This is a genomic window from Terriglobia bacterium, assembly GCA_020073085.1.
GTDB lineage: Bacteria > Acidobacteriota > Terriglobia > JAIQFV01 > JAIQFV01 > JAIQFV01.
Genome location: JAIQFV010000020.1, coordinates 49,528 through 70,843, shown reverse-complemented (window position 1 = coordinate 70,843; position 21,316 = coordinate 49,528). Strand labels below are relative to the sequence as shown.

13 protein-coding genes are annotated in these 21,316 nt (G+C 55.7%); all 13 read right to left on the bottom strand.

Annotated features, from left to right (window positions below; translation table 11 throughout):
* Positions 1 to 612: 612 nt before the first annotated feature.
* Positions 613 to 2,931 carry a xanthine dehydrogenase family protein molybdopterin-binding subunit gene (locus LAO21_17960; protein ID MBZ5554606.1) on the bottom strand — a complete coding sequence of 773 codons (2,319 nt, stop codon included), beginning with the start codon at positions 2,929 to 2,931 and terminating at the stop codon, positions 613 to 615.
* Positions 2,932 to 3,098: 167 nt separating this feature from the next.
* The gene (locus LAO21_17955; protein ID MBZ5554605.1) at positions 3,099 to 3,767 is read right to left on the bottom strand and encodes a (2Fe-2S)-binding protein; all 669 of its coding nucleotides are present in this window, start codon (positions 3,765 to 3,767) and stop codon (positions 3,099 to 3,101) included.
* Positions 3,768 to 4,138: 371 nt separating this feature from the next.
* Entirely contained in the window at positions 4,139 to 4,750 is a 612-nt protein-coding gene (locus tag LAO21_17950) for a hypothetical protein (protein ID MBZ5554604.1), read from the bottom strand.
* A gap of 656 nt (positions 4,751 to 5,406) precedes the next feature.
* The gene (locus tag LAO21_17945; protein ID MBZ5554603.1) at positions 5,407 to 6,297 is read right to left on the bottom strand and encodes a 3'(2'),5'-bisphosphate nucleotidase CysQ; all 891 of its coding nucleotides are present in this window, start codon (positions 6,295 to 6,297) and stop codon (positions 5,407 to 5,409) included.
* A 1,266-nt stretch (positions 6,298 to 7,563) separates the two neighbouring features.
* The gene (locus LAO21_17940; GenBank protein ID MBZ5554602.1) at positions 7,564 to 8,919 is read right to left on the bottom strand and encodes a S8 family serine peptidase; all 1,356 of its coding nucleotides are present in this window, start codon (positions 8,917 to 8,919) and stop codon (positions 7,564 to 7,566) included.
* Between the two features lie 535 nt (positions 8,920 to 9,454).
* A complete protein-coding gene (locus tag LAO21_17935; GenBank protein MBZ5554601.1) occupies positions 9,455 to 10,855 on the bottom strand; it encodes a S8 family serine peptidase in 1,401 nt (466 codons plus the stop codon).
* Positions 10,856 to 11,158: 303 nt separating this feature from the next.
* Positions 11,159 to 11,851, bottom strand: coding sequence for a hypothetical protein (locus tag LAO21_17930; GenBank protein ID MBZ5554600.1), 693 nt, complete (start codon positions 11,849 to 11,851; stop codon positions 11,159 to 11,161).
* Positions 11,852 to 12,510: 659 nt separating this feature from the next.
* Positions 12,511 to 13,746: a DUF5666 domain-containing protein gene (locus LAO21_17925; GenBank protein ID MBZ5554599.1), complete on the bottom strand. Its 1,236-nt coding sequence runs from the start codon at positions 13,744 to 13,746 to the stop codon at positions 12,511 to 12,513.
* Positions 13,747 to 14,086: 340 nt separating this feature from the next.
* The gene (locus tag LAO21_17920) at positions 14,087 to 16,993 is read right to left on the bottom strand and encodes a CHAT domain-containing protein (GenBank protein MBZ5554598.1); all 2,907 of its coding nucleotides are present in this window, start codon (positions 16,991 to 16,993) and stop codon (positions 14,087 to 14,089) included.
* Positions 16,990 to 17,625 (bottom strand): RNA polymerase sigma factor, encoded by a 636-nt coding sequence (locus tag LAO21_17915; GenBank protein MBZ5554597.1) that lies wholly within the window; start codon positions 17,623 to 17,625, stop codon positions 16,990 to 16,992. The genes LAO21_17920 and LAO21_17915 overlap by 4 nt, the downstream gene beginning before the upstream one ends.
* A 493-nt stretch (positions 17,626 to 18,118) precedes the next feature.
* Entirely contained in the window at positions 18,119 to 18,823 is a 705-nt protein-coding gene (locus LAO21_17910) for an HD-GYP domain-containing protein (GenBank protein MBZ5554596.1), read from the bottom strand.
* Positions 18,824 to 18,827: 4 nt separating this feature from the next.
* Entirely contained in the window at positions 18,828 to 20,366 is a 1,539-nt protein-coding gene (locus tag LAO21_17905; GenBank protein ID MBZ5554595.1) for a S8 family serine peptidase, read from the bottom strand.
* A gap of 83 nt (positions 20,367 to 20,449) precedes the next feature.
* Positions 20,450 to 21,145 carry a hypothetical protein gene (locus LAO21_17900; protein MBZ5554594.1) on the bottom strand — a complete coding sequence of 232 codons (696 nt, stop codon included), beginning with the start codon at positions 21,143 to 21,145 and terminating at the stop codon, positions 20,450 to 20,452.
* Positions 21,146 to 21,316 lie beyond the last annotated feature (171 nt).

Below are 21,316 nucleotides of genomic sequence, written 5' to 3'. Positions count from 1 at the left end.
GACCCCGGCCTCCGTTGCGCTCCACCCGGGGCTACATTCTGGCGCCGCTCCACGGCTTGGTTGATTCTTCGCCTTCCTGACCCCGGGCTCCGCTCCGCTCCACCCGGGGCTACATTCTGGCGCCGCTCCGCGGCTTGGTCGATTCTTCGCCTTCCTGACCCCGGGCTCCGCTCCGCTTCACCCGGGGCTACATTCTGGCGCCGCTCCGCGGCTTGGTTGATTCTTCGCCTTCCTGACCCCGGGCTCCGCTGCGCTCCACCCGGGGCTACATTCTGTCGCCGCTCCGCGGCTTGGTTGATTCTTCGCCTTCCTGACCCCGGCCTCCGCTGCGCTCCACCCGGGGCTACATTCTGGCGCCCCTCCGGGGCTTCTGTAGATCGGGCTCTCATCGACAAGCAAAAGGGACAGACACCGGCTTTGGTGTCTATCCTGCGAACCCCTTTAAGAGAAGGTGTCTGTCCCTAACTTTCTGCGGGGCTACATTCTGGCGCCCCTCGGGGGCTTCTGTAGATCGGGCTCTCATCGACAAACAAAAGCGACAGACACCGGCTTTGGTGTCTATCCTGCGAACCCCTTTAAGAGAAGGTGTCTGTCCCTAACTTCTCACATCGTCTACGCCTTATGATTGGGCGCCGAGGATTTGAGCGCGGCCAGCACCTTGTCGGGCGTGATCGGCAACTCTTTGATGTGGACGCCAATGGCATCGGCCACCGCATTGGCGATTGCCGCAGCGGCCGGGATGCGCGGCGGTTCGCCAATCCCCTTTCCACCGAGGGTATTACAATGCTCATCGACCTGGGTCAGCAGCACAGGCTCGATCGTTGGAACATCCAGCGCCGTCATCGGTTTGTAGTTCTCCATATTCATGTTCAGAGGGATGCCGCTGGCCGCATCGATGACCCGCTGTTCGGAGAGCGCGTACCCCATCGACTGGATGACGCCCCCTTCGATCTGGCTGGTCATGGTCAAGGGATTAAGAGCGCGGCCGCTGTGATGTGCTGCCACGTGGCGCAGCACCGTCACTCGTCCAGTTTCGGTGTCGACCTCGACCTCCGCAAAGTGCGCGCCGAAGGTGTTGAGCGAATAGCCATCGGGATTGGGACCTCGAAAGCCCTTTCCGATGATCATATTGTTTCCTGCCTTTCGAGCAGCATCTTTAAAAGCGAGGGATTTCTGTGGATCGCTCTTCACAAAAATCTTTCCACGGCGGGAGGCGAGTTCCTCCGGCTTCACCTTGAGGTCCAGCGCCGCGTATTCAAACAACTGGAGGCGCGCATCGGCGGCAGCGGTTCGAACCGCCGGACCCACCGAGGCCGCTGTGGTCGAACCGCCGCTCGACCCTGAAAATGGACACGTCTCGGTGTCCCCCAGGTCGACGGCCACGTCGGCGAGAGCGATCCCCAATTCTTCGGCCGCAATTTGCGCCACGATGGTCTTCGTCCCGGTCCCCAAGTCCTGGGTTCCCGAGAAGACGTTCACCGAACCATCCCGATTGATTTTGACGAGCGCGTAGGCCGGCGGTCCTCCGCCCCCTCCCCAAATCTGACTCGCCATGCCGACGCCGCGCTTCTTGCTGGGGGGAGAGACGGAATCTTTTCTCTTATCCCGGTTCCACCAATCGATCTTCTTCGCCCCCTCCTCGTAAAGTTGGTCGAGGAGTTTCGCCGAATACGGTTTCGGATTCGCTTGGGCTTGATTGACCGTGGCGTAGTTCTTCTTTCGAAACTCCAGCGGATCCATGCCGATCTTGCGGGACACGATATCCATCGTGGACTCCAGGCCGAAGGTGCCCTGCACGTGCCCCGGCGCGCGGGCCGGCCGGCTTCGCCCTGTGTTGACATACACCGCATTTTCCTCGGTTCGCACATTAGGGCACAGGTACATCTCCCGGTAAGGCGCGCCACATCCTGCGCCTCCCAGATAGGCGCCGTTGGCGTTAACGGACTTCAACTCAATCGCCGTGAGCGTCCCATCTTTCTTGACGCCGACCTTGATGTGCTGGAGGGTCGCCGGACGATTGCCGGTATTCATCTGGTCTTCTTCGCGCGTCAGCATCAGCCGCACGGGACGATTGGTCCGCCGTGCCAGCAACGCAGCAATCACCGTGTACTTTCCCAGTTCAAGTTTGCTCCCAAATCCCCCACCCATGTATTGCTTGATGACCCGCACGTGGTTGGAGGGAATATTCAGGGCGGCCGCCAGTGCATCCCGGACGTTGAACACCGCCTGGGTGGAGTCCCATACCGTCAGCTTGTCTCTCTCCCAGAAAGCCACACTGCCGTGAGTCTCCAGGCAAGTGTGCAACTCGGTCTGGGTTCGAAAGGTCTCTTCAATTACCAGGTCAGCCTCGGCGAACCCTTTCGAGACGCTTCCCCGCTCATAGATTGAAGGCTTCCCGCCCACCAGATTCCCGTTCGGCCAGAGTTTGGGCGAGGTGTCCTTCATGGCCTCTTCCATGTCGGTGACAAAGGGAAGCTTCTCGTAGTCCACTTTGATCAGCTCCAACGCGTCGGCCGCGGTGTCCTCATCGACGGCAGCGACGGCCGCCACCTCGTCTCCCACCAGACGCACCGTTTTGTCGAACAAGGAGCTTGACCCATGCCACCGAATCGCATCCGTGTTAAACGCAGATATCACAGCCTTGACGCCCGGCAACTTCTCGGCCTCTGACGAATCAATACTCTTCACAACGGCGTGAGGATGGGCGCTGCGCAGAATGCGCCCGTACAGCATGTGAGGAAGCACGATATCGGAAGTGTATTTAGCTGCTCCTGTCACCCGTTTGTCCCCATCGACCCGGGGGGTAGGATGGCCCACGATATCCAATTCGGCATCGTTGCCCCAGAGAGGGGTCTCAATGTCGGGAATATCGACGAGGATTTCGCTGACGCGCCCTTCGAACTCCACTGTGGTTTTGACCTTTTTTGGCATGTGAGTTTCTCCGTAGGGATCTGTGGCCTAATATCCTCAGCGGGGATCGCAGACTCCTCCTCATTCAACCAAACGATCTCTGTCGCCCCGCCGGGGCTCTGACCTTCTCTCTTATGCTGACCCCGCCCTCGCCCCGCAAAAAGAAGAAGCGCGGGGCTCAGACGGGGCTACAATCTGGCAGCCCTCCGGGCCTGAGCGGGCTTCATCTTCTGAGCTGCCTCCAGCGCGGCCTTAAAGACATTCGGGTAGGTTCCGCACCGGCACAAATTGCCGGCGCAGGCTTCCTTGACGTCTTCAAGCCCGGGATGCGGATGATGATCGAGTAGATGCTTGACAGCCATTACCAGGCCGGGGGTGCAGTAACCGCATTGGAGCGCGTCGTTGTCGATAAACGCCTGTTGGACGGGGTGCAGTTTTTCTCCATCGGCAATGCCCTCGATGGTTTCAATCCGGGAACGATCGCATTCCACCGCCAGGGTCATACAAGAATAAATAAGCTGGTCATTACGCACGACTGAACAGGCGCCACACTCCCCGCGGTCGCAGACAATCTTAGTGCCCGTCAGTCCCAATTCGCGCCGCAGGACCGTCGCCAGCGTCCATCGGGGCTCTACTTCAAGCTCGTATTGGGTCCCATTGACCGACACTGAAATCGGAACCCGGCGAGCACTGCCTTCTGTGGGCTCGTGGGCATGGCTTGCTGCCACAGGCTCTGCCTCTGTTACCCCCGGATGAAGCACGGTTGCCGAGGCAACACCGACGCCCACCGTGGCAATGAACTCACGGCGGGACAGGGGGAGGATGAGAGGTTCCTGGGGATTCTTCATTTCACTCATGGCTGCGGGCTCCTTCAGGCGCGGGTTATCCCAAATGGGAATGGATAACAAAACTCACTCGAACCAGGATGGAACTTCCTGATTCGCGCGTGAACAAAAGGGACAGACACCGGCTTTGATGTCATTCCTGCGAAGTTTTATAGGAAAAGGTGTCTGTCCCTAACTTCCTGATCCGCTCGTGAACAAAAGGGACAGACACCGGCCTTGATGTCATTCCTGCGAAGTCTTATAGGAAAAGGTGTCTGCCCCTAATTTCCTGGTCCGCTCGTGCGGACGAGTCCAGAGATCGATCTGCGAAGGAAGGTATTTTGACGCAGGAGATTTTCTTTTTCAACCTGAAAAAAAGAAGGGGGGATGTTGAGAAAGGAAGGTTACTGCTTCCCCGATTCCCCGCTGTCGGAATCACTCCGGGGAGGGCGTCCTTGAGCAAACGCATGAAGCGCCTGAGCCAGCCACACTTTCTTCCTGCCCCGTTCAGTGGCCAAGTAGATTCTCTCGAACCGGATCAACTCGCCCTGGGGGAGTTCCTTGTGAATGTACTTGCGGACCATTGAATCCTCTAAGACCTCCAGATCTTCAAGGATTCGGTCATCCTTGAAAACCCGGTCCTCCAACTTCCGGTGCTCATCTTCCGGGAGCTGGCTGAGGAGGTACTGGCTGATCTTCTGTTTTTCGATCATTCCATCTGTGCCCAGATCGCACACCCCCTGCAGTTCCGGGAGCGAGGAAAGCCATTCTTTAAATTCCACGAATACCTTTTGGGCCGACTCTCCAAGGGGCATGTCCAGATCCAGTTGTTCGGAGATGCATTCGTTGACGATGCATTCCCCCAGCTTCGTCAACCACGCGGAATACTGACGTCTGAATTCCTCGTTGTACCCGAAAAATTCGACGAGTCGAGAAACCTCGGCATTGAGTCTCAAGAGTTTTCCTACTGTCATCGGTCCGCCCCCCAGGAATTCTTCCAGCTCACCGCTCTTCATTCCGCATTGATATCCGCACCACAAGTCAACTCTTGAGACATTGTCCAACCCACTTCGCAAACAGGATTCCTATCCACCGCAGGCATGCAGGCTTTCAATTCTGCCCGTGGAGTCCAATCCAGGCGTTGAATCGTCCAGCGCCTTTATGATTCGGGGAGAGGGGGAGGCCACTCGGAACTGCATCTGGCTTGCCGCCGGACTCCTTCCGTCGAACAAACTCCTTGAACATCCTTCCGGCTAAAAACAAGAAGACGATTCCACTCGCCCAATAGAGCGCAGCAAGCCTAATCAATAGCTTTTCCCACATCGTCAGCCTCCTCAGCGAATCCTAGCCGACCCAGCTCGTCGGCGCCGCTTCGCTAATCAGACATCTCAAACCCTGCAGCGCGACTCCTCAGATGTCTGTCTACGCAGACTTTTCTCCCCTCGTTTCCGACTATCCCGTCGTTCAATACAAGGAGCCGATGGGGGTCGAGGCAGTTCTTTCCTTCACTTGTAATAGGGTGCGTGGAGTGGCTGGAAAATATACCCTAAACAAAGGATCATGCGATAGGCATAGAGAGGTCGGATGAATCCGATAGTTCTAAAGCTGAAACGGGACAATAGACCTTGGCCTACGATTGCGGCGAACGGAATACGAATGGGGTTGTTCCGGCTCATAGGCCATCCCTCCCCTCGTTCGTGGGGTCTTCTTGCTCAGTTGGGATTGCTGTCCAAGGGTCGTCGACCTTCCGGCAGATTCCGCCGCATTCATCCCAGATAGCGGGAGAGAGGTCGCGGACGCGCTCGACTAACAGGGGATGCAATTGCGAACCGGCTGCGACCATTCCGAGCGGCTGCCGGAGGTTGAATCGGTTGAACGCGATCCTGCGTCCGTCGAGCAGACTTGTTCTTCCTCCCGCCGCCTCGACCAAAGCCACGCCCGCACACGTCCCCCACTCCTTTCGCGGGGTCAATGAGAACACCCCGTCGTCCATCCCTGCCGCGACCCGCGCGAGCTTGTAGGCCATGCTGGACAAAGGCTCAATCCGCAGCGTGGTGGATAACATCACGATCCCGCGACGCCATTCCTTTCTCGAAACAGAGATGCGTGCTTTTTCAACCTCTCTTACCTCACTTGCCTTGACCGGAGAACCATTCAGGAGCACGCCGCGACCGCAATACCCAGTGAACAACTCATCCCGAGCGGGGTTGTAAATCACGCCCAGGACGGCCTGACCCTGGATCGACAGGCCAATCGAAACACAATACTCATTGCCCAATTCCACAAAATTGTTGGTGCTATCCAGCGGATCAACAATCCAGACGCGCGTGCACGAGAGCCTGGCGTGGGAGTCCGCGGACTCCTCAGAAAAAACGGCGTCGTTGGGAAAGGCGGTATTGAGTCCGGCGCGGATGATACTGTCCGCCTGGATGTCGGCAAGGGTGACCGGCTCCCCCTTTGCCCTGTATTCTACTTTGGGTTGTCGCGACTGGTGGCGCCAGAGGACCTCTCCGGCCTGCAAGGCTAGACTTGTGGCGACCTGAAGTTCTCGCTCGAGCTTCATAAATTCCTCCAAACGTCCTGAGGATAAAAATTCTGAAATGAACCTGAGACCACCATCGTCTTGGACCGTGTATACACCGTTTCTCCCCATCCCCCGCCCGTGAATGAGCCGCAGCTCAAAGCCGGTTTATGAACCCAGGATGTCTATATAGGGTTCAGAGCACACCAATAGATATAGGTTTTTCAAAGAATTAGCTGAAAAGAGGTCCAATCCATTCAGCTTCTGTCGCGTTTTCCCGGTTGGTTGGCAGTCTTGATGAGGGGATTGTCCTGGGCGGAGCAATCATAAGATTCTTTTTTTAGCCCGCTCCAGGACTAACCGATGAGAATGGCCTCTTCCCACGAACCAGCAAATTGTCGATGCAGCGGCTGCCTGGTTAATCATCATCTGCTTGGGACACTATATTTTTTAGGCGGCGATGTACCCTATTTGAATGAACGTACACCGCCAGTAATGTAGGAGCGCAAACGATTCGGTTCTTTTTCATCAGGCAGACTGACAGAGCGGTTGTCGCAGCGCGAAGCCCTCGAAATAGGCAAGGTGGAGTACAAACTGTGGCATAGGAGGTAAGCAATTAAAACCCGTCATTCACGACTGATCTCCCTTGATGACGGGAGTGATAGACACCAGGATCCCAGCTGACGTCGATGGACCCAGCCAGAGAGGATGCTCCGCCCCACGAATAGGGGGACGATCCCATCAGCGGTGAGGTCACGGCGATCGGCTTCCTGGCCGAATCGTGGTCGTAGGAGAGCGCGATCCGATGCTCTCCCGCATCCAGTTCTGCCCGCGAGGATCTCTTTCTTGATCCAGCCTCTCCCGCGCGGCAGAAAAGTGGCGGCGAGTGGCACTACCCCCACTTGCCGCCACGCACCGAGGCCGGACCGCACACGTTTGATTCCCTCCGCTTCCCTTCTCGAATACCGCAACTCTGCCTGGCAATCCCCCTGCTTTTCATTATATCCAAGATATCCAAGTGAGTTCCCGCAAGCGCATCGGGAATGAAGGTACAACCGCTTGTTTGCGGCACAACTAAAGATGGGCGTCTATTGAAGGGGGGAAAGAATACAACGTCCTGCAGCTGCCGTCACAGAATTCTCAAAGCGGACCAGAAGAACGCAGGATGAAAGGACCGAACGAGGCCTGCTCCCGCACCCAAGCATCCCTCCCCCAGTGACATCAACCCAACGGCTGGGACTCAGAGTGCTTTGGGCATTCAGGGGGCTTCCCTTAGATCAGGCAGGTGTCTGCGCTAATCATTGGCGTTCAGTTCTTCTGGAGATACGTTAGAGCCTGATAGAGATCGAGTCTCCCGAATCCGAGATCGGTGGTCAGTTGCTTCGCATGGGAGAGCGAGTTCATGCTGCTGTTGTAAGAAGTGTTCGAATACAGCTGTTCGATCAGCGCAGGAGCGCCGGACACAAACGGCGCGCTAAAAGAGGTACCCCAGACCGCAGCGTAGTGGTTACCCGGGTAAGTAGTGACGATCGCTTCGCCCGGCGCTGCCAAGGCCACCAGACCAGAGCCATAGTTGGAGAATGCACTGCGCGAATCGTTCCACGCAGTGGAGGCGACGCCGATTACATTCCTTAATGCGGCTGGAAAGCTAAGCGTGTCGGATCCCGCATTTCCCGCTGAGGCGACGCAAATCACCCCGTGATCCGCGGCGTAATTGATGGCACGCACAAGCTCAGTGGAGGGACTCGCCATACTGAAACTCATATTGATGACATCGGCCCCATGGTCGACGGCAAAGTAGATGGCACGAATAATGTCATAGCTGTTCGATGTTCCATCCGCCCGGAAGGCTTTCAAAGGCATGATCTTCGCCGTAGGGGCAACGAGGTGGACAATCCCGGCCACCATCGTGCCATGTCCAAATGCGACAGGGAGATTGTTCGTATCGAGAAATGCGACGGTCGACTGGTCCAGGAAAGCAACCGTGGATTGATTGAGGACGGCTTGATTGCTGCCATCCAGAAAAGCCACTGTGGACTGATCGAGGAATGCAACCGTGGATTGACTCAGGTCCACCCACTCCGATGCAGACCCCATAACATTGTTCACGAAATCATAGCCCGTTGTAACCCACCGCTTCAGCACGGGATGATTGGGATCAACGCCGGTATCAATGATGGCTATCGTTCCTTTGCCAGTCGCGTATTGATGGGCATTGGAGAGATTAATGATATTGGCAGCCGGCTGGTTGACGTAACTACTCCAAACGGAATCACCCGCATAGTTGACAAAACTTTGGCTGGAAGCCAGATTGGCGAGCGAACCCGTCGACGGGCTCATTGTACCCGCTTGAAGAGTAGCCGGGCTTTCGGGAATCACTGCCGGGACAAGTTCCTCGAAATTCTGGACTGCCGGGTCGGCCTTAACAATCGCATCCATGTTGAGGGGAGATGCAGTAACGGGCTCCTGCACCAAATAAACATCGTGTGCCCCGTCCACCGAACCAAGGAGTTGCAGGTTGTACTTGTTCAGCACAGTCTGCAATGAGGAGGCGCTCGTCCGCAGAATACAGATATCGCCGGTAGCGGCCTGAAGCGGAACCGTGATCAGGAAAATAGCCAAAATAAGGGCAACCCGGAAATGTTGTCTTGCGTTTTGTCTCATGACACCTTCTCCGCAATAAAATTAACCACTGAAACCAAAGCAATTGTTACACCAAACGTCATACCATCTCCCGAACCCGCCCGTTCTGTTCTTTTCACCTTCTCAACCCAGAACTAACCCTTTAGCTAATAATACTTTGACTCATGACGCCTTAGCTTCATCCCTGGGATGAATTCCATCGGGAATCTACCCTACCTTTTTGAGTCGTGACTCAAACTAGAACACACTCTTTAAACCATGGAAAGATTTGTTATTGCACATTCTATGTTTCTTGGCGGATCAAACGTGCAATTGTCGAGTAAGTCCAATTTACAGCAATCCTGGTTCCAGCATTCGGATACCCGCAAAATGTCGCTTGGAGATCTTCCTTCTCACTCGTTGTCACAACAGTAAACTATTTAATTTTAATAACTTACAATAGAGTCGTGAACACACACACCCATAGGATCCATCAGCAACCTCTCCCTCAAGAAACGAGGGGGTGGTTCAAAAGTGTACACAGCCAGTAGATTTGTGATTGAAATTAGAACTCTGTCTAGCGAAGAGACTTGAGTCGTGAGGTCAGCGCCTGGTAGAGGTCGAGCCTGCCATAGCCAAGCTCACTGGTGAGCTCTTTGGCGTGTGACAGTGCATCAACGCCTCCGAAGAAATCGGTTTTCGGAATAAATTGGAGTAACAACCCCGGTGCCCCGGCGACGAAAGGAGCGCTGAACGAGGTACCCCAGGCAGCGGCGTAGTGGCCACCCGGATAGGTCGTGATAATCCCTTCTCCGGGGGCGGCCAGGGTCACCAGACCCGATCCGAAATTGGAAAACGTGCTGCGGACATCGAGGTTGGTGGTGGAAGCCACCCCAATGACGTTTCGCAAAGCCGCAGGATACTTCAAGTCATCCGTCCCGTCATTCCCTGCTGAGGCAACGCAGATCACCCCATGATCGGTAGCGTAATTGATCGCCCTGACGAATTCCTGAGAAAAACCCGCCAGGCTGAAGCTCATATTGATTACGTTCGCGCCATTGTCGACTGCATAGTATATCGCACGGATAATATCAAAGGTATTTGAGCTGCCATCTGCTTGAAAGGCCTTCAGAGGCATGATCTTGGCTGTGGGGGCAACCAGATGCACAATCCCAGCGACCATGGTGCCATGACCGAAGGCGGCAGGAGGCTTGTTGGTATCCAGGAACGCTACGGTCGATTGATCCAGAAACGCCACGGTCGATTGATTCAATACCGCAGAACTCGTTTGATCGAGGAACGCCACAGTGGATTGATCCAGAAAAGCCACGGTGGACTGGGCAAGGTCGCTCCACTCGGACGCTGTTCCGGCCACATTGTGGACGAAGTCAAAACCGGGAACCACCCATCGCCTTAGCGCGGGATGATCGGGATCAAGGCCCGTATCGATAATGGCAACAATCCCCGCCCCGCTCGCGATGCCCTGGGCGCTCGGCATGTTGATGATCGCAGTTGCCGGCTGGCTGACGTAGCTTGCCCTGACGATGTCTCCGGAAAAAGAAGTGGTGGCCGTGTTTCCCAACGCATCCAGAAAGGCAACAGTCGACTGGTTCAGATTCGCACCGGCAAGCGCTTCGGGAACAAACACGCCCCCCACCTGCTCGAACCCTTGGACCGCGTCATCACCCTTGACATGGTCCTCCAGCGTCACCGGATCGGTCGCCGCTGGTCCACTCACCAGGAAAACATCATGGCCCGGAGTATCGACCCCACGAATGAACTGCAGGTTGTTTCTGCTGCACACACTGTCGCGAGTTGCAGCTGGAGTCCTGAGGATAAATAAATTGCTGGCGACGGCCTGGGTTTGAGTGGGGGCACTTTGGGCGGCGCTACGACCGAAGAATCCCTGCGGGAATGCAATCCAGCAGAGTACCAAAAATAAGTGAAGCCAGATGTATCGTTTCGCCCTATACCCCATGGTGGACTCCATCCCCTAACCTTTTCGCAGAATACCCTGCGTATTGGCACTTCCTGATTACCAGTGGACCCAAAGGGCTACCCGCGGTCATCCTCCGGCGGTACGCTCAAGGATCGTGGGAGCATTCTCTTCTGGAAATCTTCCCTCAAGACATGCTTCAGTGATATTTCCATCATCCTTGCAACCCCCACAATAGCAAAACAAAGACCAACTCCAAGACACTCTCGAATCGCCTGTTCCATGCCACCCTCCAACCCGGGGAAATGTCCCGGTCGTAAGACAACAGCAACTCCCGCGCTTCCTTTATTTCTTGTCCTTCTTCATGGCCCGCTTCGGCCTCAACGCTGAATCTTCAATCTGCTTTCCCTTGACGAGCTGGTTCAGGGAGATCTCCATCAACCGAGTCGTTTCCATGTCATTGACCGGCACACACAATCGCAGGCGCTTTTTAGCCTGACATTCCAACTGGAACTCGCCCAGCTGGTTGCTCACTGTCCGTGCCACGATGTCCCTTCCAGCCAGCAAGAAAACCGGCACATGCGAATGCCTCTTGGAAGGTTCCTTGAAATTGGCAATTTGACCTACCAGAACTACTTGTGAAGAACCCGGCTCGTGATCCAATCTCAGGTCAAGTGAAAAATTTGCTGCATGATCCCTGTATAACGCCTGCCGGGTCATTCCCTGCCGGGAGCGCACTCCTGCTGGCAAGGGGCTTCGGAAGCTGTCGAAGACAAGGCGCGGCACGAATCGGGGCAGGCGCCTCAACTTTTCCGGCTGGTTCATGGCTAAAATTGCCTTCGCGAGACGCTCGACGGACAGGGGTACCTGAAACTGTGGTTCGGCCTTGGCGATCCTCGCCAAATCAATGAACAGACGGGCTGTGCGTCGGCACTGACTGCAACCGAGCTCTAGATGCCTTTCCATCGAACTGCGATCGATGCCCTCGGTCAAGCCGCGAGCAAAATCGCTCCATTCTGTGATGTCATAATGCTTCATTGGCCACCCCTGGCTTGTTTCACAACAAGTTCTGTCCTCAACGACCATTCATTTGCCACCGAAGTCATTGTCTTCACGGGAATAACCGTAAGCCAAGCCAGACTCATAAAAGCGTTGTAATTGGTCTTGATTCTCATTGGTTGGCTCGCTCCATGAACTCAAAACAGGTAAAAGCTAACATATTTAAAATCAACTTATTAGTGCAGATTGGCGGGAGTGTCCGGTTGCCCCATGTGGCATCTTTGTCTTGAGCTCTCCCACCCTTTGAACCTCTTTGAAGGCCGATTCCTGCTGGAAAGTCAATGCATTAGCCTCCAATGTATGAGGGTGATGACTCGTGATCAAAAATATACCCAAGACAAGAATTTTTTACAAACAAGAGCTGAATTTTACGTCCGCTGCCACTTTGGAGATCATTATTTAATAGCTCCATAGCCACCCTCACCTGGCATCCAGCCTCCCTCAGCTTCAGCGATCCAGTCTAACGCGGAAACTCGAGCCTCCCCCGGGGTCCATCTCTGCTGTGCCGTCGGAAGATCTCAGATAGCAGTCCTCTTTAGGGGTCTGGGGAGGGTTAGAAAGAATGCCCGACAACAAAGACACTGGGGGCCTCCAATCCCTCAAAGAGGCGGTTGAAGGCCCCACCACACACCCGTTCCTTAGAACGATCCCTGTAAGACGGCCGAGCCACCACTCAGGACCTGGACCGCATGGATGTCAAGAACTGACGAGAATCCCGGGCAGGTCGAACCACACTGCAGTGCCAATTCACCTCGCCCGCGGTTGTCCGTCATAAAGGACCCCACGTTAACCGAGCCTCCATTGACAGTGACTGCTACACTGAACGTGGAGTTAGGGGCGAGCTTATCTCCTTTTACATTTAGCTTTTGTGCGACACTCCCCTCCTGGGATTCGAACTCCACTTCGGCATCCCCTTCAGCTTCCTTCGGGGCAATTCCGACAGCACTCAATTGAATCTCTCGCGAGACATTTTGAGGCGCATTGTTGGCGGCATCTCCCGCCCCGCCGTGATCATCCCCGCCGGCGTGCTCGATCTCCGCTTCGACCGCACCCTCCACTTCGATTTTTTGTGCGACAATACTAAAATCCCTCGCCATCATGCCCTTGACCTCGACATCCACTCCAACCGACAGTGATCCCTCAACACGGGTGGCATCGGTTCGGGTGATGACGACGCTGATCGAGGGTTGCTTTGCCATTTCAATCGTCAGGTTGTTTCCGTTGATTGCGGTGATGGTCCCGTGGAGTTCGAGTTCAGCCTGGTCCTCCATCTTTTGACCCACTTCCACCTGAGTGACGATCAATTGTCCGTTCTGCATGAAACCGTCCACGTCCACGGGTTGACCGGCGATCAGGTCGTCGGGCCGGAGTTCCTGATTGTCCCCCCGATGCCGGATGTGAGCGGAAGCGGTAACCGAAATACTCGAGCCGCCGATGCTCAGCCTTGCAGTGCCGCTGCTTAAGTCCATACTCTCCACTTCGCCCCGGATGCGAAACTCATTTTCGGCTTCCTTCTCTGCTTGAATTTCAAACTTGCGCGCATCGATGCCTTTGGATGTGAAGATGCCTCGGGCTTCGATAAATTGTCCTACACTCAAGTCATCCAGGGACCTCTCGACGTCACCTGCTTTGACGATCTTCGTCATATCATCCACCAACACCACTGTCTGGGGTCCCCCTGAAGAGGGAGTGCTCAGGGAAACGGTGAGTCTCGCGGCGGTTGAAGACGTTCTTTCGATTTGCGTAATTCTGCCCTTGAATTCAATTTCATTGTCACTGCCAAATACCACGGTCCGTGATGCGAGTCCGAAACTCAGGATCAGCGCGAAAATGGCGATCTTAAGAGTTCTTCCCCGGTGATTTTGATTTTTCATGTTCTGCTCCTCATTTAATGGTCAATTCATCTTTTGATGGAACCGCGCGGTCCTCTCAGGCATGAGGTGATGCCCTTGAGAAGCTCACTCCACTGTCAAGTTGGATTTTAGTTTGTGGGTTCCTTCCCAGGCTTTCCCCTCGGCCAGGAACCGGCGATTCGATCTCTTCTGCTCGTTTACTAAAGGGTGTGCTCCCCGCTCAGAAAATATACCCGGCTCCAAATGACAGCCGGAGAAGCGCGCGAGACCGGAGACGCATCGCATTACTGATCAGTGTGAACACCACTTGATCGATACGGCCTGGGAAGAGCCTGGGGAAATCGGGACTACGAATTCTTGATCAGGAGACCGTCACGGTCCGCTCCGGCGGCCCTTCAGCAGACATCACATTGCCAATCATCACAAACGGGGCCCAGTAGTAAGGGTGCGGGTAATTCTGCCGGAGATCCCGGATGGCCAGTTGGACTGCTTTCGATTTGTTCGGACTGCCCGGAAGATGCGAGTAGAAAGACTTCATGAAATCGGCGGTACTCTGGTCGTTCACATCCCAAAGGGTGACGAGAACGGCTTTCGCCCCTGCATAAAGGAGACCGCGGACCAAACCGAGGAGTTCGTCTCCTCCCACCACCACGTTGGAACCGGTGGCGCAGCCGCTGAGCGTCACCAGTTCAGAGGAAAGGTTCAGGTGATAGAGATCGAACAAACTGAGCATGGAGTCCCCCAGCCGGATGGCCGAAAACATGGGGTTGTCCTGACGGAACAAGCCGTGGGTGGCGATGTGGACATAGCGGCAACTTGACCCCGCACTGCGCAATCTTTGTTCATTGGCTTCCTCTCCCAGATAAAGCTGAGCATTAGGAAGAGTCGAAGCCACCGCATGAACCTCGTCCAGGATTTGTGGCGCCTGGACATCCGGAATGCCGAATATGAGGGACCTGTCTTCCGCCCGGGTTTGTTTGGAGCAGCAGAGATAATAAACGCTGGCGCTGGGGGCATAAGAAACGGTGAAATCATCGACCAGATAACGCTCTCCATCAAACAAGGCATGAAAGGGGAGGTAGTGCAGAAAACTGTGGGGGATGACAATCAGGTGTTCCGCATGAAGCTTCTTTCGAACCGGTGCCAACAACTCCTGGTACAGTTCAAAGAGGTGCGCATGGGTGGCCTCGTCGAGGAGTTGTTCAAACGTGCGGACGTATTCCGGCCCCAAACGGTACTTCGAGAGCTGAAACTGCAAGAGACGGAACAGATCGCGGACCTTGGATACAGAAGCCACGGCAACTATTTCCAGGTGCTCGGGGGACAAGAGACAGGCATAAATGGTCTGGCGTGCCTGATAATATTCCACCAAAAGGGTGTCGGCAGGAATCTTGGTCCGGATCTCATCCAGACTGACGCACCCGGCATCCTGCAAGGAGCTGAATTCCATGTCCGTCGATCTCAGGCTCGACAGAGTCTTCAGCAGCCGGTTCTCCACCTCGCGCGCGTGCCGGCTCAACTGTTCAACGCCCCGGCGGCCGCGCTCCTCCTGCAACATCCCCTGCAAATCGATCTGGTGATAATACCAATTTAACTCCTCGCGGAGGCGACGCGCCTGTTCGACGCGGTGAAGGTGAAAGGTTCTCGGGGCCGGCAAGGACTGGGCCCGAAAGGCGATCAAATCCGCCAAGCTGCGGGATTTCGCCTGTTCGATAAAAGTGAAAGCGGCTTCGGGATCCGCGCCCCGCGGGCCGCCATCGAGAGACATCCAGACAAGGCTTTCATAAATAGAGAGCTTGTCTTTCAGAAAGGCGATCTTTAACTCTTCGGCCCGGATTTGACTGCGCAGGTTTTCCAATCGGGAATGGGCTTCGAAATAGGCGCGCATGGCCGCCTCCCGATCCCCTCGCGACTCCTCGATCTGACCCAGCACAAAGTAGGCCTGATATCCCAGGGCCGGAGTTTCAATCCGCTTCATCCTCCGGAGGGCGGCGCGGCAGATCTTGAGGGCCCGAAGGGATTTGCCCCCCTGCAGATACAGTCGCGCGAGCAGCAGCTCGCACAACGCCGCCTTTGCGGAAAGAGAGCTTTTCGCAAAGAATTTCAGGGCGGACCGCGCAAGCAGCTCCGACTCGGAAGGCCGATTGGCCCGGAACAGGACCAGGGCCCCGTAGAGGTCGATCAAGGCCGGCCAGAGGAGGTTTTGTTCACGCAAAAAAAGAAGGCGGGCCTTTCGGAACGATTGCAGGGCGACAGAAAACTGATTTCGATGGCTCGCGGCGATCGCGAGGTTGGTCATCGCCTTGGCCGCTTCGTAACCCATGCCCAGTTTCTTAAAGCTGACGAAGGCCTGCTCCGCCAGTTGGCTCCCTTCTTCACTTAAGTTCAGCTCCAGATACATTTCGGACTGGTCCAGATCGCACAGCGCGCGGTGGTAAACATCGCCCACGCGCTCACAATGTTCCCGCGCCGCCTGGTACATCGATATCGCTCGCGTATATTCCCCCCGCAAGTAATGCAGGTAGGCGATGTTGTAATCCGCTTCCGCGACCAGCAGGGGCAAGCGATTCTCTTCGCAATAGGCCCGGGCTTCACGATAGATCTGCTCCGCCCGCGTAAAATTATTCAGGCTGATCTCGCACACCGCGATGTTGCTGAGCGCGGCGGCCACATCCACCTTCTCACCCCACCGCCGGAACTGCCGGAGAACCTGTTGGTACAGCCGGAGGGCCTCCGCAAACCGGTCCTGCCGATAGAGGATGTTTCCGATGTTCCCTTCGAGGCGCGCCAGACGGGCACGATCCCTGTGTTTTCTGAAAATCGCCCGGGCCTTCTCCGCCCAGGCTAAAGCCTCGTCATAGCGGCCGAGGTAAATGAGCGTCTGCATGGCCCCGCTCAGTGTCCGTCCCACTTCGAGCTCTCGATGGAGCCGCTGAAAAAGTCGCAGCGCCGCCTTGTAATCACCCAGGGCTCGCTTGTAATTTCCCCCGAGGTACCGGAGATGGCCCATGACACGCCGGCACTGGGCGCGCGCCGTGTCATCATCGATCCGCTCGGCGATCCATTGGGCTGCGCTCGCCAGCCGGTCCGCCTGCCTCAGATCGACGTGAGCGCGTTTCAGCGCTTCTTCATAGAGGTGCTCCACCACCGCACGGTGATGAAACAAATTGTCCTTCATCAGAAATTTTCGGCGGGAAGAAGGGCTGCCGAGGCGCAGCAGCCGGGTTACAAACCGCTCGATGCGCTCTGAGTTGACGGGCAGGGTCATTCCTCGAAGCCCCTCTCCCCCAGGGCCTTTTGAAGGCGGCTCAGGCAACGACCGCGGATGAAGCCCAGGGAACCGGTGGCGAGGCCAAGTTTCTGCGCCACGTCACGGTAAGGCATGGGAGGGTGCTCGTAAAAAAGAAGTTGAATCAATTGCCGGCAGCGTTCGGAAAGACTGGCAACGGCTTCACGAACGATCTGTTCGCGTTCAACATCCTCCATCAATTGAGGTGAAACGGCGGGTTCGTCGCCGAGTTCGGTCTCATCCCCATCACTGACTTCCCGGGTCGTCTGCCGCCGCTGTTTCAGCTTCCAGTGAAATGCCTTGTGAGTCGCCATGGTGATCAGCCAGGAACGAAAAGACTCCGTTTTACGGAGCCGAGGAAGCTCGGAATAGAGATCCAGACATACCGCCTGGAAGATGTCGGCAGCGTCTTCCGGCGCCGCATGATACTTTATGGCAATGGAATAGATCAGATTCTTGTACTTGTCGATGAGGGCTGTCCAGGCCTCTTCATTCCCAGCGAGGCACTGACGGACCAGTTGCGCGTCCTCCCACTTCATTGCCGCGTTGCTCAATTCGACCGTCATCCGATTAGAGACCTTTCCGAAAACATCAACATCATGGGCCCCCATCTCGAGTGGAACTTGCCGGCAGGCCGCGTAACCTTCTTCGCAAAGTGCGGGGCTCCCTGCAAACCCTCAGTTCCCCTGTCCGCCGCCGGACCCGTCACCGCTATCCCCTGAGTCCCCGCAATGCCCTCGTAAACGCGCTTGTGTTGATGTTAGGTTAAACGAATCACCGCTAGGTGTGCAGCGTTATCGGGAAATAAGATCATCCCCATGGTGTGGCCTGGGGTTAAAAGCGGCCACAAGCTCTATTCGGCAGGCTCCCCGGTCTAATTAGAAAGGCGACCCCACTCCTCGAAGCAGCTCCATCCAATGAGGAGGCCACGAAGGCTCGAAATGCAGGGAGACAGGTCACAATTCCCTTGAGAAACGGAGGCGACCTTCCCGACCTGTGGATGCATCTCCCGGTCCCTCGCCAGGGTTTTCATTCTGGCGCAGCAAGGATTCTTTTTCAATCGAAAAAACGCGAAGGGTCAAATCAGGAGGGTCTATGGGGGGATCAGCCTTCTTGGGAAGTGAAGAGGATGTATTCCGTAAAGAGCTCAACGAGTTCGGGATCGAACTGCTCTCCCGAATATTTCTTCAACTCGGCCAGGGCCCGATCGAGCGATAACGCCTTGCGATAGGAGCGATCATGCGTCATGGCGTCAAAACAATCGAGGATGGTGATGATACGGGCACCCAGGGGCGTCCCTTCCCCCTTCAGGCCGGCCGGGTACCCAGTGCCGTTGTAGTTTTCATGATGGTGAAGGATGTAAAGGCTGACTTTTTCCATCCCGATGATCTCTTTCGTGATGGCCCATCCGTATTCTGGATGCTTCTTCATCAGCTTCCACTCTTCAGGTTCGAGCGGCTCGTCCTTCTTGAGGATGGCATCGGGGATTCCGACCTTGCCAATATCGTGGAGGGTTGCGGCAATCTGAATGTTTTCAATCTCTTGGGGGGTCAGATCGAACATCTTGGTCATCCCCAGCGCCCAGTTGCTCATTTGGGCGCCGTGGATGCCCGTGTATTGGTCTTTCAGGTCAAGCAGCGCCACCAAGGAACCCACTGCAGACAGGAGGAAACGCCGCGCCTCCACTGTGGCCGCCGGGACACTGCAGTATTCCGTGTTGACAGCCTTGGGAGTTTGGCGGGCTGTCTCCCGCACTTCCAACTCAGAGAACTTTGAGAATGCGGCGTCTCCCAAGGGATTTCCTCGCATTCCTTTACTTGGGCTGCAGGCTTAGGATCGTCTGGGCCTCGTCGATGCGACCCCCGCCCAGCTTCTTTTCAAAGCCAGGATTCAAGGCATCGATGGGGACTGCCGATAGTGAGATCGCCGAAGAAATTTGACCGAGGATCGATCCCCGGGCTGAGACACCCAAGGCGGACACGCCGGAAATCAGGGCGCTCGAAAAAGACGTGCCGGACACCAGGGCGTAATGCCCTCCGGGAAAGAAAGTGATTAAGTTGACCCCGGGAGCCGTGTATCCAGTCACCGTCCCATAATTCGAGAACGGCGCAACGATGTCTTGGTTATCCGTAGCGGCGATCCCATAGACCCCCGGATAAGCCGAGGGAAAAACGTTCGCAGTTTCCAGACCATCGTTCCCCATGGAAGAAACCAAAACGACCTTCTTGTTAAGCGCATAACTGATTGCTTTCCTCAAGGTCAAGGAATCATCTGAGAACGAGAACGACATGTTGATCACATTGGCGCCATGGTCGGTCGCGTAGTAAATGGCACTTACTACATCCGAAAGGGTTCCTGTTCCGTCCGCGCCGAACGCCTTCAACGGCAGGATTCGAGCATCGGGGGCCACCACGTGAATCAGCCCGGCAACCATGGTTCCGTGTCCGAAGTCCGGCGGCAACGAATTCAGCAGCGCGACGGTCGATTGGTTCAGCAGGGCCACCGTGGATTGGTTCAACAAGGCCACGGTCGACTGATTTAACAGGGCCACCGTCGACTGGTTCAGCAGGGCCACCGTCGACTGGTTCAATAAGGCCACCGTCGATTGATTCAACAACGCGACGGTCGATTGGTCCAGCAGAGAAGCGGTGGACTGGTCAAGTCCCAGCGATTGGTTCTGATTGAGCAATGCGACCGTGGACTGGTCCATCCCGGTCCATTCGCTCACATCCGCATTGTCATCGACAAAATTGTAGCCGCTGATCAGCACACTCTTGAGGACGGGATTATCGGGGTCGACCCCGTTATCGATGTCGGCCACGACCATGCCCATCCCTGTGGAAACCGTGTGGGCTTGCTCATTCCCCATCAGGGTCAGAGCCGGCTGGGTGGGGTAACTGGATTTTACGTTCGCCCCATAATAATTGGCCAAGGCGGCCTCGTTCAAAAGGGCCACGGTGGATTGATTCAACAGGGCGACGGTGGACTGGCTCAACTCTCCGGTCCGGTTTCGGAGACGGGAAGGAACGGAAACGACGCGGTTCGGCTCGACGCTCTCCACTCCGCGGGCCTTGGAACATCGTTTCACCAGCTCCGAGGACGAAGCCCGGTCAATCGCCTGGATCAAGAAGGTCTCGCCCGGGGTGAGTTCCTTGACCACGCGGGCGCGGCACGCCTTGAGTACATCACGCACCGAAGCCCCGCGCTCCAAGGTAATGATGCTTTGATTCTTGGTCTCCGGTCTTGCGTACGCGAGGCCCGCCAGGAGGACAAGGGCGACAAGAGCAGGCAGGGCTTTTTGAATCAGATTTCTAAGAAATGGAGAGGCAGGCATCTTCAGAGATTTCATCATGATCCTTCTCCTCAAACGAATAAAAAAACCAAAGAGGTAAAAATGCTAAACATCAGGATTCAGTACATTCAAAAAATGTTCCCTTATTGTGGCGCTGCTCCCGGTGACTCCTCACGATTGACCAGGGGGACGTTGGGAACAAGGATCTTCCTCGAGTTGGCCAGGAGAACCTCTAGATCATAGTTCCCACGGGGCACCACACAGAGAATGAACTCGCCGAGTTCGTTGGTGTATGTCGACTGCACGACCCGTTCCCCCGAACGCAGCGTCACTTTCGAAAGGCCAAGATTCCCCGGAGACGTGGAGCGTCGAGGCAATAGTTGACCAATGATCATGCGCTCGTGTTCCCTGTTGGTCTTGTCGATTTTCAGGTCGAGCTGAACTTCATCCGCCAGATAGAGGACCTGGCGTTCCGTCGCAGCGAGTTGCCGTACGCCGGCCGGCAAGGGGTCCACAAAACTATCAAACAGCATGTCGGCCACCGTGCAGACCAGGTTCGTCACTCGGGATTTCTGCCGGCGGAAAGCGTTCACGACGCCTCGGACGGACGACTCCGGCGGTTCAAATCCGCGGTCATTTTGGAGCATGCTCGACAACCCGCGGTACCAGCGAATGGCTTCCTCGCAGGATTCACAGCCCCCCTTGAGGTGCACCTCAAACTCCTCGCGCTCTTTTCCCGCCAAGCATCCTGCGACGAATCGCGCGAAGATCTCTTCGATAAAATGCTTGTTGTCCATTCTCTTCCCCTTCTCCGTTTCCACGTCGACCGGATCGTTCATCGGCAAGACTACTCGTCAATTACAGCGAAAATGAGACACCCTCCACACTAATAAAGTGGCTCGAATGTGAAAAATAGTGCATGGCCGTTGAAATTTTTTTTAAAAGATCGCATTGAATCGATAATGTTGACTGAACTTCGGTCAAGATGACCGAACGGAGACGGTCCAAGG

Excerpts from the sequence above, each read along its gene's own strand:
- LAO21_17910 (MBZ5554596.1), bottom strand. The coding sequence starts at position 18,823 with ATGCGAGGAAATCCCTTGGGAGACGCCGCATTCTCAAAGTTCTCTGAG.
- LAO21_17940 (MBZ5554602.1), bottom strand. The coding sequence starts at position 8,919 with ATGAGACAAAACGCAAGACAACATTTCCGGGTTGCCCTTATTTTGGCT.
- LAO21_17950 (MBZ5554604.1), bottom strand. The coding sequence starts at position 4,750 with ATGAAGAGCGGTGAGCTGGAAGAATTCCTGGGGGGCGGACCGATGACA.
- LAO21_17905 (MBZ5554595.1), bottom strand. The coding sequence starts at position 20,366 with ATGATGAAATCTCTGAAGATGCCTGCCTCTCCATTTCTTAGAAATCTG.
- LAO21_17935 (MBZ5554601.1), bottom strand. The coding sequence starts at position 10,855 with ATGGGGTATAGGGCGAAACGATACATCTGGCTTCACTTATTTTTGGTA.
- LAO21_17900 (MBZ5554594.1), bottom strand. The coding sequence starts at position 21,145 with ATGAACGATCCGGTCGACGTGGAAACGGAGAAGGGGAAGAGAATGGAC.
- LAO21_17915 (MBZ5554597.1), bottom strand. The coding sequence starts at position 17,625 with ATGGGGGCCCATGATGTTGATGTTTTCGGAAAGGTCTCTAATCGGATG.
- LAO21_17925 (MBZ5554599.1), bottom strand. The coding sequence starts at position 13,746 with ATGAAAAATCAAAATCACCGGGGAAGAACTCTTAAGATCGCCATTTTC.
- LAO21_17920 (MBZ5554598.1), bottom strand. The coding sequence starts at position 16,993 with ATGACCCTGCCCGTCAACTCAGAGCGCATCGAGCGGTTTGTAACCCGG.
- LAO21_17945 (MBZ5554603.1), bottom strand. The coding sequence starts at position 6,297 with ATGAAGCTCGAGCGAGAACTTCAGGTCGCCACAAGTCTAGCCTTGCAG.
- LAO21_17960 (MBZ5554606.1), bottom strand. The coding sequence starts at position 2,931 with ATGCCAAAAAAGGTCAAAACCACAGTGGAGTTCGAAGGGCGCGTCAGC.
- LAO21_17930 (MBZ5554600.1), bottom strand. The coding sequence starts at position 11,851 with ATGAAGCATTATGACATCACAGAATGGAGCGATTTTGCTCGCGGCTTG.
- LAO21_17955 (MBZ5554605.1), bottom strand. The coding sequence starts at position 3,767 with ATGAGTGAAATGAAGAATCCCCAGGAACCTCTCATCCTCCCCCTGTCC.